General features: G+C 50.4%; 16 protein-coding genes. 7 read left to right on the forward strand and 9 right to left on the reverse strand.

Going from position 1 to position 14,530, the window contains the following annotated elements:
• Positions 1-111 precede the first annotated feature (111 nt).
• The 6 genes from Q8K39_RS00470 to Q8K39_RS00495 all read left to right on the forward strand — a co-directional run bounded on the left by Q8K39_RS00470 (position 112) and on the right by Q8K39_RS00495 (position 3,627).
• Positions 112-378 (forward strand): tautomerase family protein, encoded by a 267-nt coding sequence (locus tag Q8K39_RS00470; RefSeq protein WP_305257847.1) that lies wholly within the window; start codon positions 112-114, stop codon positions 376-378.
• Positions 375-806 (forward strand): MAPEG family protein, encoded by a 432-nt coding sequence (locus Q8K39_RS00475; RefSeq protein WP_305257848.1) that lies wholly within the window; start codon positions 375-377, stop codon positions 804-806. The genes Q8K39_RS00470 and Q8K39_RS00475 overlap by 4 nt, the downstream gene beginning before the upstream one ends.
• 39 nt (positions 807-845) lie before the next feature.
• On the forward strand, positions 846-1,427 hold the full coding sequence (locus tag Q8K39_RS00480) for a gamma carbonic anhydrase family protein (protein WP_305257849.1): 582 nt from the start codon (positions 846-848) through the stop codon (positions 1,425-1,427).
• 142 nt (positions 1,428-1,569) lie between these two features.
• Positions 1,570-2,724: an HDOD domain-containing protein gene (locus Q8K39_RS00485; RefSeq protein WP_305257850.1), complete on the forward strand. Its 1,155-nt coding sequence runs from the start codon at positions 1,570-1,572 to the stop codon at positions 2,722-2,724.
• 64 nt (positions 2,725-2,788) lie between these two features.
• Complete coding sequence (locus tag Q8K39_RS00490) at positions 2,789-3,325, forward strand: hypothetical protein (RefSeq protein ID WP_305257851.1); 537 nt, start codon at positions 2,789-2,791, stop codon at positions 3,323-3,325.
• A complete protein-coding gene (locus Q8K39_RS00495; RefSeq protein ID WP_305257852.1) occupies positions 3,325-3,627 on the forward strand; it encodes a hypothetical protein in 303 nt (100 codons plus the stop codon). The genes Q8K39_RS00490 and Q8K39_RS00495 overlap by 1 nt, the downstream gene beginning before the upstream one ends.
• A gap of 111 nt (positions 3,628-3,738) precedes the next feature.
• Here Q8K39_RS00495 and Q8K39_RS00500 read toward each other — a convergent pair whose 3' ends face one another.
• From Q8K39_RS00500 to puuE, 4 genes are all read right to left on the reverse strand, one after another.
• Positions 3,739-4,626: a CPBP family intramembrane glutamic endopeptidase gene (locus Q8K39_RS00500; RefSeq protein ID WP_305257853.1), complete on the reverse strand. Its 888-nt coding sequence runs from the start codon at positions 4,624-4,626 to the stop codon at positions 3,739-3,741.
• A 258-nt stretch (positions 4,627-4,884) separates the two neighbouring features.
• Positions 4,885-5,025, reverse strand: a complete 141-nt coding sequence (locus Q8K39_RS00505; RefSeq protein WP_305257854.1) for a sigma factor — start codon at positions 5,023-5,025, stop codon at positions 4,885-4,887.
• 96 nt (positions 5,026-5,121) lie between these two features.
• The gene (locus tag Q8K39_RS00510) at positions 5,122-6,219 is read right to left on the reverse strand and encodes a porin (RefSeq protein ID WP_370868536.1); all 1,098 of its coding nucleotides are present in this window, start codon (positions 6,217-6,219) and stop codon (positions 5,122-5,124) included.
• 121 nt (positions 6,220-6,340) lie between these two features.
• A complete protein-coding gene (puuE, locus tag Q8K39_RS00515) occupies positions 6,341-7,297 on the reverse strand; it encodes an allantoinase PuuE (RefSeq protein WP_305257855.1) in 957 nt (318 codons plus the stop codon).
• Between the two features lie 324 nt (positions 7,298-7,621).
• Between puuE and Q8K39_RS00520 the strand changes: the two genes are divergently transcribed.
• The gene (locus Q8K39_RS00520; protein WP_186953824.1) at positions 7,622-8,467 is read left to right on the forward strand and encodes a DUF817 domain-containing protein; all 846 of its coding nucleotides are present in this window, start codon (positions 7,622-7,624) and stop codon (positions 8,465-8,467) included.
• A gap of 306 nt (positions 8,468-8,773) precedes the next feature.
• On the opposite strand, the gene Q8K39_RS00525 is transcribed toward Q8K39_RS00520, so the two are convergent.
• From Q8K39_RS00525 to Q8K39_RS00545, 5 genes are all read right to left on the reverse strand, one after another.
• Positions 8,774-9,196, reverse strand: coding sequence for a hypothetical protein (locus Q8K39_RS00525; RefSeq protein WP_305257856.1), 423 nt, complete (start codon positions 9,194-9,196; stop codon positions 8,774-8,776).
• Between the two features lie 1,078 nt (positions 9,197-10,274).
• Positions 10,275-11,279, reverse strand: coding sequence for an ABC transporter ATP-binding protein (locus Q8K39_RS00530; RefSeq protein WP_305257857.1), 1,005 nt, complete (start codon positions 11,277-11,279; stop codon positions 10,275-10,277).
• Positions 11,272-12,258, reverse strand: a complete 987-nt coding sequence (locus Q8K39_RS00535) for an ABC transporter ATP-binding protein (protein WP_305257858.1) — start codon at positions 12,256-12,258, stop codon at positions 11,272-11,274. The genes Q8K39_RS00530 and Q8K39_RS00535 overlap by 8 nt, the downstream gene beginning before the upstream one ends.
• A 12-nt stretch (positions 12,259-12,270) precedes the next feature.
• Positions 12,271-13,176, reverse strand: a complete 906-nt coding sequence (locus Q8K39_RS00540; RefSeq protein ID WP_305257859.1) for an ABC transporter permease — start codon at positions 13,174-13,176, stop codon at positions 12,271-12,273.
• A gap of 4 nt (positions 13,177-13,180) precedes the next feature.
• Positions 13,181-14,158 (reverse strand): ABC transporter permease, encoded by a 978-nt coding sequence (locus Q8K39_RS00545; RefSeq protein WP_305257860.1) that lies wholly within the window; start codon positions 14,156-14,158, stop codon positions 13,181-13,183.
• Positions 14,159-14,530: the final 372 nt, after the last annotated feature.

The following is a 14,530-nucleotide window of genomic DNA, read 5'->3' on the forward strand; positions in this document are numbered from 1 at the left end:
TTGGCCAGCCTGTCCATTTAACACCTTTTTTTGTCGATTCAGCCAATGGTACTGCTTTTTCATTAGCCGCACAATGAAGTCTCTTACAAGCAATCACACAAGGAGTACGACATGCCCTACGTTCAAATCAATACGATTCAAGGAATGTTAAACACGGAGCAAAAGCAACGCTTGCTGGAAAAAATTGCCGATGCTCTGGTGGAAATTGAAGGTGGCGGTGACCCAGAATTCAAGAAGTCGGTCTGGATCAATATCCAGGAGAGCGGGGCAGAAAACTGGTCCATGGCTGGCTTGCGTCCTTCGCCCCAGCAAATCGCTCAATTCCTGGCAGTCAGAAATGTGCGCGCCAGTGCACAAAACAACGAGGTGCCAGCATGATGAACTACCCTGCCCTGTCCAGTTTTGTACTGGCCTTGCTGGCGCTGTTCCTGAAAGCCAGTGTACTGAGCGTGTTCCAGGTTATCAGCCGTATACGCAGCCGTCGTTACCTCTTGCCAGAAGACGCAGCCCTGGCGGGCCTGCGTCCGGTTGAATCAGAATCTGACCTGGTACAACGCTGCGCCCGTGTCTGGCGCAATGACGTGGAAAACCTGCCGCTCTTCCTGGCGCTGGCCATCTGCTATGTTTTGTTGGGTGCAGAACAGTCGGCAGCCAACTGGCTGTTTGGCAGTTATGTAGTAATACGCTATTTGCATACCCTGATTTACCTGCGTGGCATGCAGCCCCTGCGTACCATAATGTATTTGTCCGGCATGGCCATATGCTGGACGATAGCCTACAGAATATTCCAGCAAATCCATCTATAAAGCAGTATTCTGTTATTTTTACCTGCCTTGGGGGAGTAAATGGCTTTCATCGGTCCAGATGTCAAACTTGATCATCCTGCGTATATCCATGACACGGCGCACCTCTATGGCAAGATCAGCGTGGGGCAACATGCCTCAATCTGGATGAATGTGGTGGCCAGGTCTGAGCATAAGGAAATCATCATTGGTGCCTATACCAATATCCAGGACTTTGTCATGCTGCACATAGGTGACCAGACCCCGACCAACATCGGCAGCCATTGCTCTATCACCCATCATTGCACCATCCATGGCTGCACCATCGGTGACAACTGCCTGATAGGCATCAATTCCACCATCATGGATGGCTGTGTGATCGGTAATAACTGCATTATTGCCGGGCATACTTTTCTCAAGGAAGGCACTATCATCCCTGACAATTCCATCGTCATGGGCACACCCGGCAAGGTCATACGTTCGCAAAACAATTATGTGCGCAACCGCCTGAATGCCTACATGTATTACAAGAATGGCCTGGCTTATGCGCGGGGTGAATATAGAGAATGGGCCAGAGAAGAATTTCCTGCCGAAATCATGGCAGAAATTGCCATCTTGAATGCCCAGCTGGCAGCCGATGAATGACAACTTAAGTTAAAAACGGGCAACGAACTGACTATAGTTCAGGCCCGGGATTGACATGCCAGCAGCAAATATACACACTGAAACTTCTGGCGCATTATGAACATCAAGATGCGCTATTTCAGTTTGAATCGAAAGGGCAGCCGTGGCGAATACCCTGAGCAAGTTCTTTAACCGCCTGTTCGGTGCTGAGCAGGGCACGCCCGTGATCAGCCCACCCCAAGCTGCACCTGAAATTGTGGCAGCGCCCAAAGCGGCTGAACCTGTAGAAAAGGCCGCCTCCGAACCACTGATCGCAGTACACCAGGCTGAACCAGTTCTCGCGCCAGATACCCCCGCAAACAACACTGCCAATACAGAAAAACTCATCGCCTGGAAACCGGTCCTGCCTGTCGAGAGCTTGTTCTTTGACTGGATCATGGGTTACCCAGGTGAAGGCGGTAATGTTGAAACCGAACAGACTGTCATGCAAGCACTGTACAAATTGCTGGCGTCTGATCTGAATGACGCCGTTATCGTGCCACGCGTGCCCAGTGTCATCCCGCAATTGCTGAACAGCCTGCGCAGTAAAACCATTTCTGCCGGTGATTTGTCGCGCCAGATCGTCAAAGATGTGGTCCTAGTTGGAGAAGTCATCAACACCGTCAACAGCGCCCTGTACAACCCGGCTGATCGTATCAACAGTCTGGAAAAAGCCGTTATGATACTGGGCGAAGAAGGTCTGCGCCTGGTGATCGCCAAGGTTGCTTTCCGCCCCATTATCAACCTCAATGCCGGGCAGTTCACCCGCCGCGCCGCGCCGCATATCTGGGCCCAGTCAGAAAAATGCGCGGTTGCCTGTCATACTCTGGCACGCGATATGGACCCTTTCCACGCATTTTTGACTGGCCTGATGAAAAATGTTGGTCTCATTATCGCTTTCCGTTTGCTGGACCAGACTTGCGAGCACGGCAAATTCAAGTATTCGCCCGCCTTCCAGCCTATCTTCTCTTCCGTCGCTGCGACCCTGTCTTACCGCATCGCCCAGCGCTGGGAATTCCCTGAACATGTGATCCTGGCCTTGCAACAGCAAGCTGGTGGCCGCAAAGCCATAGAATGGAGCCCGTTAGGCCATTTGCTGCATACTGCCGACCTGATTTCAAAGATGCGCTTGCTGGTCAATCACAGTCAATTGAATAGCAGCGATAAAAAACTCAGGCTGGGCCTGAACCCGGCTGAAGTCAGTTGCTTTGATTTGTTGAATGAAATCCAGCTATATGACACGACAGGAGTACAACAGCATCCCGAAGCGCAAACTTAGTCATGTAGTGTGGGACAATAGTGGTTATGGCGTATATTGCCCAACCCACTAAAGAAAACTCACCATGAATATCCCCGGACTTGGGCTAGTAGAAAAAGATGAAGAAAATGGCTGGTATATAAGCCAACCCATACTCATCCCTGCCTTGCAAGAGCAAGAATATGAATTCTTGCTGGAAGGCTATGATGAAGCCGACGAATCCTGCAAGGCTGATTTTCACGATGCCATTGCCAACTTCATCAAACTGGACCCAGCCGTACTGGTCAAAGCAGAAGCAGATATCTTTGCCTATTATCAGGACGTGGCAAATTATCGCAAATCCGAAAAACTGGATGTGGTACAGATAGCCCAGCCAGCCGACGTCTGGCAACACATACAATATGGCTACGAAGCCCTGGTATGCCAGCGCCCGAGTGGTGACAAGACCATCTATGTCTCACTGGAATGTGATTGCGACTGGGATGAAGAAAACGGCTTGCAACTGGTATTCCGTAATGGTGCAGAAATCAGCAAACTTGGACCTTTTGATGACTATCTCAGCAATGCCGATGCCTTTGGGGAAGCCAGCCTGGATAAAGTGGTTTATCAAAGCCGGGGCTGATGACAGCTACTTTAGAAATCAAGCCAAGCACAAGTTGGGCTGATTTTGCCGAAGCCGATGAACTGTCTCAACTGATCTGGGATGGTTTGTCGGAAGCGGATGGCGCATGGCATTACATGAATTTCACGACTGATACGTCGATCTGGGAATCTACCCTTGATGGCAGTACCGTCACCATGTTCTATCAGGATGACCGCCTGCAAGAATTGCTGGTGACACCCGGAATCGCATACGACTATCTTCTAGCTTTCATCCAGCGTTTCAGGCTGCTCACCAGCACTCGTGCTCAAATCACTGAATAAGAAAACTGCGCGGTATCACGCCGACTTTTTTGCATGGCAATACTGCCGCCTGCCTCATTTAGCAACATCATTTAGCGACATCATTCAAGCACCTCATGACTATCCAAAAAATCAAGCCAATCGAGGATACGTGAACAAGATGAAATGACATAAATTAAATGCAGCATGCGTGAGTATCACCCACTCCAGCCTGCGTGTCCGATGATAGACAATGGCATAACCCAGCCCGGCAACTGTCGCCAGGGCAGCATACTGGGTACCTCCACCCAGATGTGCAAGACCAAACAAGACTGCCGACACAGCAATCGCCAGATAACCAAAGACAGGCTTGTTACCCAGGCGATAGATCGTTTCCTGTATCAGTCCCCGAAAAAAAGCTTCTTCTGCAACGCAAGTCAATACCAGATTCACGGCCAGGAACAACAAAGTCGCTTCCGGCAGTTTTGGATGAAAGCGGAAGAACTGTGTCACCAGCCCCAAACCGGTCAAGACCACGATAGTCAGCAAGGCAGGCAAGGCAATGCGCTTGCCATCAGCCAGGAATTGCCTGAAGCTGCTTGCGCGTGAGCAAAACAGGCTCAGCATCAGATAACCTGCCATACCCTTGTCGAAATTGGCATACAGGGTAAAAGGAATGGCATCATCGCTGAACCTGACTTTATCAAGTAGCAGCATATTGTGAAAACCCGGTGCTTTATGCATGGCAAGTATCAACGCCACCACCAGAGCCAAGACACCTGCCAGTATGCGCAGGGCGAGGGGCATGCGATTTCTGACGCTTGCCCATAACAAAAGTGCCAGCACAGCAAGCACCGCTGCTGCCATCGGTGTGATGAGGCCACTGAACAAAGCCGAGAGCACCGCAAAAATTGCCAGCAAATGTCCAGGAACCAGGTTTTTTAGCGGGCCAGCCACAGCTACTTTGGGTAGCCATGCGGCTGCGATAGCGGCATACAAGAAAAGATAAGGAAGGATTTGCAACTCAGGAACAGTGGTCATGGGAAATAAATCTATTGAGCTATTGTTTGCTTCATACAAGCTTTGCCAAGGATAGTTAAATTTATAAAAATGTCAATATTATCCCTGAGTTTGCATTCAGCATTTCACTGTTCCTGAAAATACAGAACAAGGCAGGGTATAGTTTTCGCGCTCGCGCTTGAGTACATGTAATCTGTCTACACAAAGACTGCTGATGACAGCCAGCAACCGGGCCTTGGGTTTACGAATTTGCATTAACTCTTCATCTGTCAGTGCATGTCAGTGCAGGTAAGTGTTTTGCACCAGGTATTCTGCTTCGGCACGCGAGGCCAGCATGCGATAGGCAATGCCAAACAAGCGGGGTCTATGATCAATAAAGCTTTGCAGGCAGTTCATCTTGGCGGTATCCGGTACGTTCATGATGATATTGAGACGGAACAGACTTACCGTTTGTGACAGCGGATAGAAAAAAACCGCAAATTTTTCAATATGCGGTTTTTTGTTAGCTGAAGTAACTCAGAATCTGTGACGTATCCCAGCAATAACGCTGGTAGCACGATCAGCCGTACTGATCTTGTCACTCATCAGCACTGCATACACATCGGTACGCTTGGACAGGTTGTAGTCATAGCCAGCAGACAGGGTATCGCGCTTGTATTCCGTATTTGCCGCCAGCGTGCCATTGCGTTTGGTATTGGCATAGGCCAGCAAGATGTCGCCACCACCTGCCGGGATCTTGGCACCCAGGCTATAAATCTTGTCATCCATCTGCTTGCCTGCCGCATTGTCATTTTGGCTGGAGGTATAAGTCGCATATAGCTTGGCGGCTGTCAGGTCATAGCTGGCGCCGACGAAGTAAGCAGTCTGGTTATTGATGGAAGCAAAATTCACAGGTGCAGATGTCGCATCAACTATCGCTGAGCCACCAAGGGGATTCGATACCTGGACTTTTTGGTAGAAGGCACTCAGCGCCAGTGGGCCATTGAAGTACAGCGCATTCAGGCCTATGTTGCGAGTGCCTGTGTCACCGGCTTTTTCACCAAACTGATAGTGCATGTTGGCACTGAAGCCGGAGAAATTGGGGGTGCTGTAAATGATTTCATTGCTCCAGCCAGAATCACCGGCGGCAGAATTGGCCCAGGTGCGTGAAGCAAAACCACCAGAAGGCACATACCAGTGCAGCACCAAAGGCGAAACATCAAAGGAATCACCAAAGGGATTGAAAATCACGACAGGCAAAAAGCTGGGAGCCAGATCACGGCCAAGCGACACGCGGCCAAAGCTGCCGGACAAGGCGACATTGGCATCACGCGAAAACAGGGTATCGCCACCAAAGCGGCCAGACTCACCGGTATCTGGTCGCAGGAAGGCTGTCAGTGCAAATTCTGCCTTGAGACCACCGCCGAGGTCTTCTACCCCTTTGAAACCAAACCAGGATGTGGTCATGCCACCCGGCGTGATGGCAGCCGTGCTGCCTTTGTCACCACTCATCTTGACTGTGCCAACAGACAAATCCATCAGGCCTTGCACGGTAACATTGGATTGCGCCAGCGCACTGCCTGCACACAAACAAGAAGCAACTGCCAAAACCATGAATTTCATTTGCATTTTCATCTTTTTTCCTTCTCTCAGATTTAACAACGATTTTTTCAGCGTGGTGGCAATTCAAGCTTTGTCAGCTTAATCTTGGGCAGGCAGGACTTGGGTACGTCCCGCCAGTCAACAGGCGCTGCATTTACTTAGCTACATAGGGATGTACTTGTTTCCAGTGTTCTGCAATATCAATGCGGCGGCAGATCCAGGCCTTGTCATGCGACTGTACATAATCAAGGAAACGCTGGAAGGCACGGAAACGTCCGGGCCGCCCCAGCAAGCGGCAATGCATGCCTATGGATAGCATTTTTGGTGCATTGTCACCATCAGGGTCACCTTCGGCATACAAGAGATCGAAACTGTCTTTCAGGTAATCATAGAAATGTTCGCCCGTATTAAACCCTTGTGGCGTGGCGAAGCGCATGTCGTTGCTGTCCAGGGTGTAAGGCACGACCAGATGCGGATGCTGCTGGCCATCGCTGGTTGTGACTTGCGTCCAGAAAGGCAGGTCATCGCCATAGTAGTCAGCATCATAGGCAAAGCCGCCATGCTCCACCACCAGCTTGCGGGTATTGGGTGAATCACGCCCGGTGTACCAGCCCAGCGGGGCTTTGCCAGTCAGCTCGCGCATGATTTGCACGGCTTGCTGCATATGTTCACGCTCTATGGTTTCGTCCAGCGCCTGATAATGTATCCAGCGCAGACCGTGACAGGCGATTTCATGACCAAGCTCGCCAAAAGCCTGGGTCAGCTCGGGATGGCGCTGCAAGGCCATGGCGACACCAAACACAGTCAGCGGTAACTTGCGTTTTTCAAATTCACGCAAGATGCGCCAGACACCGGCACGGGAGCCATACTCGTAAATAGATTCCATCGACATATGGCGTGCTTCATAAGCTGCAGCACCCACGATCTCGGATAAAAACTGCTCAGACGCACGGTCACCATGCAGTACACAGTTTTCGCCGCCCTCTTCATAGTTCAAGACGAATTGCAGGGCTATCCTGGCCTGACCTGGCCATTGCGCATGCGGGACATGGCGGCCATACCCTATGAGATCACGAGGATAATCACTATACTGATTGCTGGACTGCGTCATACTTTTGTTCTCCGGTACATGCTGCTCAGGACTTGTGATCCTGGCTTTCATCGTTCTGCTTGAAGTAGATGGCGAATGCAAGTGACGTGCCATCTTTCCATTTGCACTAAATCATTTTTCATATTCGCCTGTGATTGTCAGCAATTTTTCACTGTTAGATATACTGTTTTTAGTATATGTTCTATTACACATCAATTAAACAACATGGAATTTTTCACAACAAGCAAAGGCAGGTCAAATAAATGCTGTGTAAGCACCCTGTAACAATAGCAACCGTATCACTGCCCTGACGATAAGCGCAGCAAGCTTGTTACAATGCAGCCCATGCGCCTGCAATCCATAGACCAATTCCTGATCCAGCCTCCCCAGCCTGAAAATCTGGTGGGCTTTCGTCGTTTTTTACTGGAGTTCTGGTATTTTGGTATCAAAGAAGTGCGCGCCTGCCTTTTTGTCGGCCTCTTCTTTGCATCGATTTTGATCGTGCCCAAGGCTGGCTTGTTTGGCTTGCCGCGTTATGACGTGCTGTTTGTGATTGCACTGCTGATACAGGGCGGCATGGTCTGGAGCAAGCTGGAAACTGTTGATGAGCTAAAAGCCGTCACCCTGTTCCACATGGTTGGGTTTGCGCTGGAAGTGTTCAAGGTATCGGGCCAGATACAGAGCTGGGCTTATCCTGAATTTGGCTATACCAAGATTTGGGGCGTGCCGCTGTTCAGCGGTTTCATGTATGCCAGCATAGGCAGCTATATCATCCAGGCCTGGCGCTTATTTGATTTACGCATACGCCATCATCCCCCTTACTGGATGGCCGCGCTGATAGGCATACTGATTTATGTGAATTTTTTCACTCACCATTACATTGGTGACTATCGCTGGTACATGGCGGCTTGTGCACTGGGTCTGTATGCGCGTTCATCCGTGGTATTTCGCCCGCTGGACCGCGACCGCAGCATGCCCTTGCTGTTATCTTTCATACTGATAGGTTTCTTTATCTGGCTGGCAGAAAATATGGGGACCTTCTTTGGTATCTGGCGTTACCCCAACCAGTTGGGTGCCTGGTCTACCGTGCATCTGGGCAAGTGGAGTTCATGGTCCTTGCTGGTCATCATGACTTTTACCATCGTCGCCCATCTTAAACATATCAAGCGGCATATCCATATCGCCGAATAAGCCAGCACCTTCTCATACCAAGTGAGCTTGCAAAAAAATAGCCCGCTGAATTCGCGGGCTTAAATCCAAACCTTTAGGAGGTGTTGGAGGAGACAGGTACTACTTTAATGCGCCGCAACATATCTGTATGCTTTATTATGCAAATATCAGGTATACATTTTCTGAATATCTCTTAGAGATTAAATACCACTCATCCGCCCTTCCTCTACCGCTCCCAGGAAAGTGACATACCAGTGATGTTTTCGTCATCACTAGAGGTAATACTCAGGTTTATATTTGGACCAGCCCGCTCATGATCCAGATGAATTACTTGCGATCTGTCTTAGGCTTCAATACCAGCAATTGACCATGTTTCAGACAGACATTGACGATGTGCTGAGCCCAGGCTTTGGTGACCAGGTAATTACTGCCACTCATCTCTTCTTCCGTAGCTACCACGCCAGTCTTCAAATCTATCCTGGCTTTATGGTGCAGCCATAAGAGGCCCTGCTCTTCGGATGGATGGGCAAAGAAGTGCATGATCAAGATGGACTGATCTTCTTTCCAGTAGGCATACATGGCTGTTTCACCGCTGTCTATTTTTACATTGGCGATATGAATATGCTGTGAAGCATTTTTTGGATGCAGTGCGTAGCGAGTGACAAATTGCTGCAAGGCTAGACGCATATCTTTATCTATGCGGGGCTTGGGAATAGACTGCTCGACCACGCCATTCCTTGGCTGATCCATCGCACTTGCTGGCAAGCAAGTGAAGGCGAACATACTCAAAAGACATGCAAGATAGACAGATCCGGTTTTAAAATGCATATAGACATGGGTTTAGCGAATGAGTAAAGCCAGATAGTCACGCAGACTGAGCTTGCACACAAGTCGCAGGAAAATAGTTGGCAAACATCATTTGAATCATCACGTTCAAAACAGGCAAAAAAAAACCCGCAAATTTTGCGGGTTTAAATCCAAACCTTAGGAGGTGTTGGAGGAGACAGGTGCAACTATATCGCAGCGCAACAAATTCACCAACATCTATTTTCACATATCAATCATTCATAAATCACATATCAAGCCTGTTTAAAATATTTCCTGACAGAATTGAAATCAATGAAATTAACATCATGCCTATGGCTAGATCGGTAAAAAGGCAAAAAAAAACCCGCGACCTTGCGGTTGCGGGTTAAATCCAAACCTTAGGAGGTGTTGGAGGAGACAGGTACTACTTTATCGCACCGCAGCAAATAATGCATCTTTATTTTTGGTATACCAGTTATCACCATTTCCAATATCTGAGTTGATAACTGCGATTTTTGTCTATGTCTCTGAAAACTTGCACTCTGGGATACAGCCGACTCTTATTTTTGATGCGTGCTGCGCCACAGATGTGAAAACACCAGTGCATATGAAAAGAAAATGAGTGCAGCAAGGACCGCCATGCCCACAGTATGGCCCTCCAGATAACGCAGCTCTTCCAGCAAAAGCATACCTATCAGCACATGGGCCAGATAGATGCTGAGGTCCCGTTGCAGAGATCATGTACACAGGCAAGGGTGGCAGGCGCTACGACACTGTAAGCAAGACTGCAGCCAATGCAATATACAAACCGTAATAATGCAGGATATCGGCAGGCCATAACAAAACAGGAAAGCAGCGCGTTTCAACAAACTGACTCTTTGCCGATTTAGGGCTGCAGCATCGCCAGCCAGCCTGACTGGTTGGTCATGAGACTGATACCAACACGCGCCAGATCGTAATCCAGGATTCTTTGCTGCATCATTAAAACTCATTCACTGCCTAAAACATAACAAGATAATAATCAAGTATTTAAATGACAAGCAGAAAAATGCAAAGGAGCAACTTCTTTGAGTGCTGGCTGCTCTGCGGCACATCTGGGCATGGCGTGCGGGCAGCGCGGATGGAAGTGACAGCCCGTCGGCGGATGCAAAGGCGATGGAATTTCACCCTTGATGGCAAGGTATTCCATCTTTCGCACTTCCAGCCTGGGGGCAGATGCCAGCAAGGCTTGTGTATAAGGATGATTAGGCCGCTCAAAAATTTCGGTGGTCGCGGCTGATTCAACCACGCGGCCCAGATACATGATGAGTACGCGGTCAGACACATGCCTGACCACACCCAGGTCATGGCTGATGAACAGATAAGTCAGGTTCAGCTCATCACGCAGTTTGATGAACAGGTTTAAAACCTGCGCCTGTATCGACACATCCAGCGCAGCTACTGCCTCATCACAAACCAATAACTCAGGCTTGACAGCCAGCGCCCTGGCGATACCGACGCGAGCACGCTGGCCGCCAGAAAACTGATGCGGGAAACGTTTCAGCACAGCCGGGTCCAGCCCTACTTTTTGTAGCAGGTGTTCTACATATTCCTGCTGTTCTGCCGACTTGATCATGCCATGCACGACCGGTGCTTCACCCACGATATCTTGCACGCGCAGGCGCGGGTTCAACGAGGCATATGGGTCCTGGAATATCATCTGCACAGCCAGTTGCATTTGCCTGCGTTTGGCCTGGTCCATGTCAGCCAGACTTTCGCCACGCCACCAGCGCGACCCTTCTGACAAACTGTGCAAGCCCACTGCCATGCGCCCTAGCGTAGATTTACCGCAACCTGATTCACCTACCAGGCCGACGACTTCACCCGCCTGCAAACTCAAATCGACTTGATCAACGGCATGGACGATTTGCTGTTTGCTGTCAGCACCGAATAGCTGGGTCAGTTTGTCGGTGAATGCCACAGGTTTGGCAAAGCGCTTGCTGACCCGGCGCAGCTCCAGCAAGGCGGGCAAACGGCTATCAGTCATGCGCCACCTCGGCCATTGCGTGCATTGGGTGGAAGCACAATACCTTGTGGCCCTGCAGATTTTCTGCCACCGGGTCTTGTTCACAAACCGCAGTAGCACGTTCGCAGCGCAGGCGGAATGCACAGCCTTGCGGCAGGTTCAACAAAGACGGAGTTGACCCCGGAATCTGACGCAGGCTTTGCCCATGCAGATTGCGTGATGGTGAAGACGCGATCAGACCGTGAGTATAGGGATGCCAGGCCTGTTCCAGTACTTGTTGCACGCTACCGCTTTCGACTACTTTTCCGGCATACATGACGGCTACGGTATCAGCCAGGCCAGCCACCACTGACAGGTCATGGGTAATCCAGATCAATGCCGTGCCAGATTCACGGCACAGTTTCTGCATTTCATACAGGATCTGGCCCTGTATGGTCACATCGAGTGCGGTAGTTGGTTCGTCGCAGATAATCAGCTCGGGCTCATTCAGGAGAGCAATGGCGATCGCCACCCTTTGCCGCATGCCGCCAGAAAACTGGTGGGGATAAGCCAGCAGTCTTTCATCAGGCGAGGGAATACCAACCTTGACCAGAGCCGCGCGTGCCATCTCCCGTGCTTTTTCACGACTCACATTTTGATGAGCAAAGATGGTTTCCATCATTTGTGTATCAATGCGCAGGACCGGATTCAGGGTCATCATCGGGTCCTGGAATATCATGGCGATGCGGTTGCCACGGATTTGCCGCATGGCTTCTGCCGGCAGGTTGCGCAAGTCCTGGCCCTTGAACAAGACCTTGCCTGCCATGACTTTGCCGGGTGAATCGATCAGGCCCATGATGGAATAGGCGGTCATGGATTTGCCAGAACCGGACTCACCGACCAGGCCCATGATTTGTCCTGGCTGCACGCTGAAACTGACATCATTCACCGCGCGCACAGTACCTCCACGGCTGGCAAATTCAGTCTGCAGGTTTTGTACTTCCAGAGTCGCCATCGTCATATTTAGCACCACCTATTGCGTCTGCAAGCGCGGATTGAGTACATCGCGCAAATGATCAGCCACCAGATTGATGGAGACGACCGTTAGCAACAAGGCCAGGCCAGGATAAAAGCTGATCCAGTATTTACCGGACAACAGATATTGATAACCATTGGCGATCAGCAAACCCAGTGAAGGTTCGGTCACTGGCAAACCCAGGCCCAGGAATGAGAGCGTGGCTTCGAGGGAAATGGCAGATGCGACCTGCAAGGCCGCAATGACGATCAGTGGCGGCAAACAGTTGGGCAGCAAGTGACGCCAGATAATGCGCGCTGGTGACAAGCCCAGGCCGACTGCCGCTTCTATATATTCTTTTTGCCTTTCCACCAGTGCCGCGCTGCGGGCCGTGCGCGCATAATAAGCCCATTGCACCAATACCAGCGCGATGATGATCTTGCCCACGCCCTGCCCTGTCAGCGCCAGCAAGATCATGGCAATCAGGATGGCGGGGAAAGATAGCTGTATGTCAGCAATGCGCATGATGATGGATTCGACGCGGCCACCCAGATAACCCGCCAGCAGGCCAAGACTCAAACCGATTACCAGCGCAATTACAGTGCTGGAAAAACCAACGATAAGCGAAATGCGCAAACCATAGAAGATGGCTGACAACATGTCGCGCCCCTGCTCATCAGTGCCTAGCAAAAACGTATGCTTGCCATCGGCAGAGAGTTTGCCAGGCTCCAGGCGTGAATCCATGACATCCAGCGCCATCAGGTCATACGGGTTTTGCGGTGAGATCAGTGGCGCAAATACCGCCAGCAAGACCAGCAGCAATAAAATCAAACTGCCCAGACTGGCGATGCGGCTGGCAAAGAAGTCGCGCAAGAAACGCTGTAAGGGCGTTTCAATTTTTGGGCTTATGGTTTCTGTCGCCATCACATCAGCCCCGGCTTTCTGACAAACGCACGCGCGGGTCCAGCAATGAATACAGCACATCCACCACCAGGTTGATGAGGATAAACAGGCTGACGATCAACAGCAGATAGGCAACGATGACTGGCCTGTCCAGCACGCGGATAGAATCGATGATGAGCTTGCCCATGCCTGGCCAGGCAAACACTGATTCTGTAACTATTGCAAAGGCGATGATGGAACCAAATTGCAAGGCAATCACAGTAACGATAGGAATCAGGATATTTTTAAGTACATGCACGCCTATGATGCGGCTATTTCGCAAACCCTTGGCGCGGGCAAAACGCACATAGTCTTGCAACAGCGCTTCTTGCGCACCTGAGCGCGTCAGGCGTATTACCATGGCGATATTGAAGAGCGCCAGGTTCAGCGCAGGCAAGAGCAAATGCCTGAGGCCATCTATGCTCAAAAAACTGACAGGCACACCCAGCAAAAGCGTTGTCTCACCACGCCCGCTGGAAGGCAGCCAGCCCAGTTGCACGGCAAACACCATGATCAGCATCAGCCCGACCCAGAAGGTCGGCAGGGAGAAGCCTAATATCGATACCGCCATGATGCTCTTTGCAGCAATGCTGTCTGGCCACAAACCAGCCAGCAAACCCAGTGGTATGCCCAGAGCTATCGCAATCAATATGGCAAATACGGCCAGTTCCAGCGTGGCAGGCATGCGTTCTATGATCAGAGCCAGTGCAGGTGTGGCATAAGCGAAGGAGCGCCCCATATCGCCAGCCAGGGCATTTTTAAGAAATAACCAGTATTGCTGCGGCAGGCTCTGGTCCAGGCCAAAGGCAGCAATGATGCGCGCACGCTCAACCTGGTCAGCCTCAGGGCTGATCAGGATATCGATGGGATTGCCTATCGCATACACGCCAGCAAATACCAGCAGTGACATGAGTAGTAAAACAGCCAGGCTTTGCAGCAGGCGGCGCAAGATAAATCCGGGCATACCTATCTCAGCTTCATAAGGGCGTCTGCAAACCCACAAAAACTGGTTTTCCTGGCGAAGTTCTGTATCTCTTTAAAGGTGTTTATCATGTGCAATCATTATTCTTTTTACCGGAAATCTCGGTCCGGAACATGTCGCCGGGTTTTACCGCCTTTCACTCGATGTCCTTGGCGCAGCACGAACATACCTGATTGTGCAAGGGTAACGCAAATCTGTTTTTATAGTATCGATATGCCAGGAATGAAATAGGCGTCAGGGCTACCAGTTTGCCTGGAATCTGGTATCTTTCTCTATACTGAAGAAAGTCATAGTCCGCCAACCAAGGTGCGCAGGCTATTCATTCTCTTTTCAACAGGATAACATCCTGTCAAG

The organism is Undibacterium sp. (assembly GCF_030683615.1).
In the GTDB taxonomy this organism is placed as follows: domain Bacteria; phylum Pseudomonadota; class Gammaproteobacteria; order Burkholderiales; family Burkholderiaceae_D; genus Undibacterium; species Undibacterium umbellatum.

Excerpts from the sequence above, each read along its gene's own strand:
- Q8K39_RS00470 (WP_305257847.1), top strand. The coding sequence starts at position 112 with ATGCCCTACGTTCAAATCAATACGATTCAAGGAATGTTAAACACGGAG.
- Q8K39_RS00475 (WP_305257848.1), top strand. The coding sequence starts at position 375 with ATGATGAACTACCCTGCCCTGTCCAGTTTTGTACTGGCCTTGCTGGCG.
- Q8K39_RS00480 (WP_305257849.1), top strand. The coding sequence starts at position 846 with ATGGCTTTCATCGGTCCAGATGTCAAACTTGATCATCCTGCGTATATC.
- Q8K39_RS00490 (WP_305257851.1), top strand. The coding sequence starts at position 2,789 with ATGAATATCCCCGGACTTGGGCTAGTAGAAAAAGATGAAGAAAATGGC.
- Q8K39_RS00495 (WP_305257852.1), top strand. The coding sequence starts at position 3,325 with ATGACAGCTACTTTAGAAATCAAGCCAAGCACAAGTTGGGCTGATTTT.
- Q8K39_RS00500 (WP_305257853.1), bottom strand. The coding sequence starts at position 4,626 with ATGACCACTGTTCCTGAGTTGCAAATCCTTCCTTATCTTTTCTTGTAT.
- Q8K39_RS00505 (WP_305257854.1), bottom strand. The coding sequence starts at position 5,025 with ATGAACGTACCGGATACCGCCAAGATGAACTGCCTGCAAAGCTTTATT.
- Q8K39_RS00510 (WP_370868536.1), bottom strand. The coding sequence starts at position 6,219 with ATGAAAATGCAAATGAAATTCATGGTTTTGGCAGTTGCTTCTTGTTTG.
- puuE (WP_305257855.1), bottom strand. The coding sequence starts at position 7,297 with ATGACGCAGTCCAGCAATCAGTATAGTGATTATCCTCGTGATCTCATA.
- Q8K39_RS00520 (WP_186953824.1), top strand. The coding sequence starts at position 7,622 with ATGCGCCTGCAATCCATAGACCAATTCCTGATCCAGCCTCCCCAGCCT.
- Q8K39_RS00525 (WP_305257856.1), bottom strand. The coding sequence starts at position 9,196 with ATGGATCAGCCAAGGAATGGCGTGGTCGAGCAGTCTATTCCCAAGCCC.
- Q8K39_RS00530 (WP_305257857.1), bottom strand. The coding sequence starts at position 11,279 with ATGACTGATAGCCGTTTGCCCGCCTTGCTGGAGCTGCGCCGGGTCAGC.
- Q8K39_RS00535 (WP_305257858.1), bottom strand. The coding sequence starts at position 12,258 with ATGACGATGGCGACTCTGGAAGTACAAAACCTGCAGACTGAATTTGCC.
- Q8K39_RS00540 (WP_305257859.1), bottom strand. The coding sequence starts at position 13,176 with ATGGCGACAGAAACCATAAGCCCAAAAATTGAAACGCCCTTACAGCGT.
- Q8K39_RS00545 (WP_305257860.1), bottom strand. The coding sequence starts at position 14,158 with ATGCCCGGATTTATCTTGCGCCGCCTGCTGCAAAGCCTGGCTGTTTTA.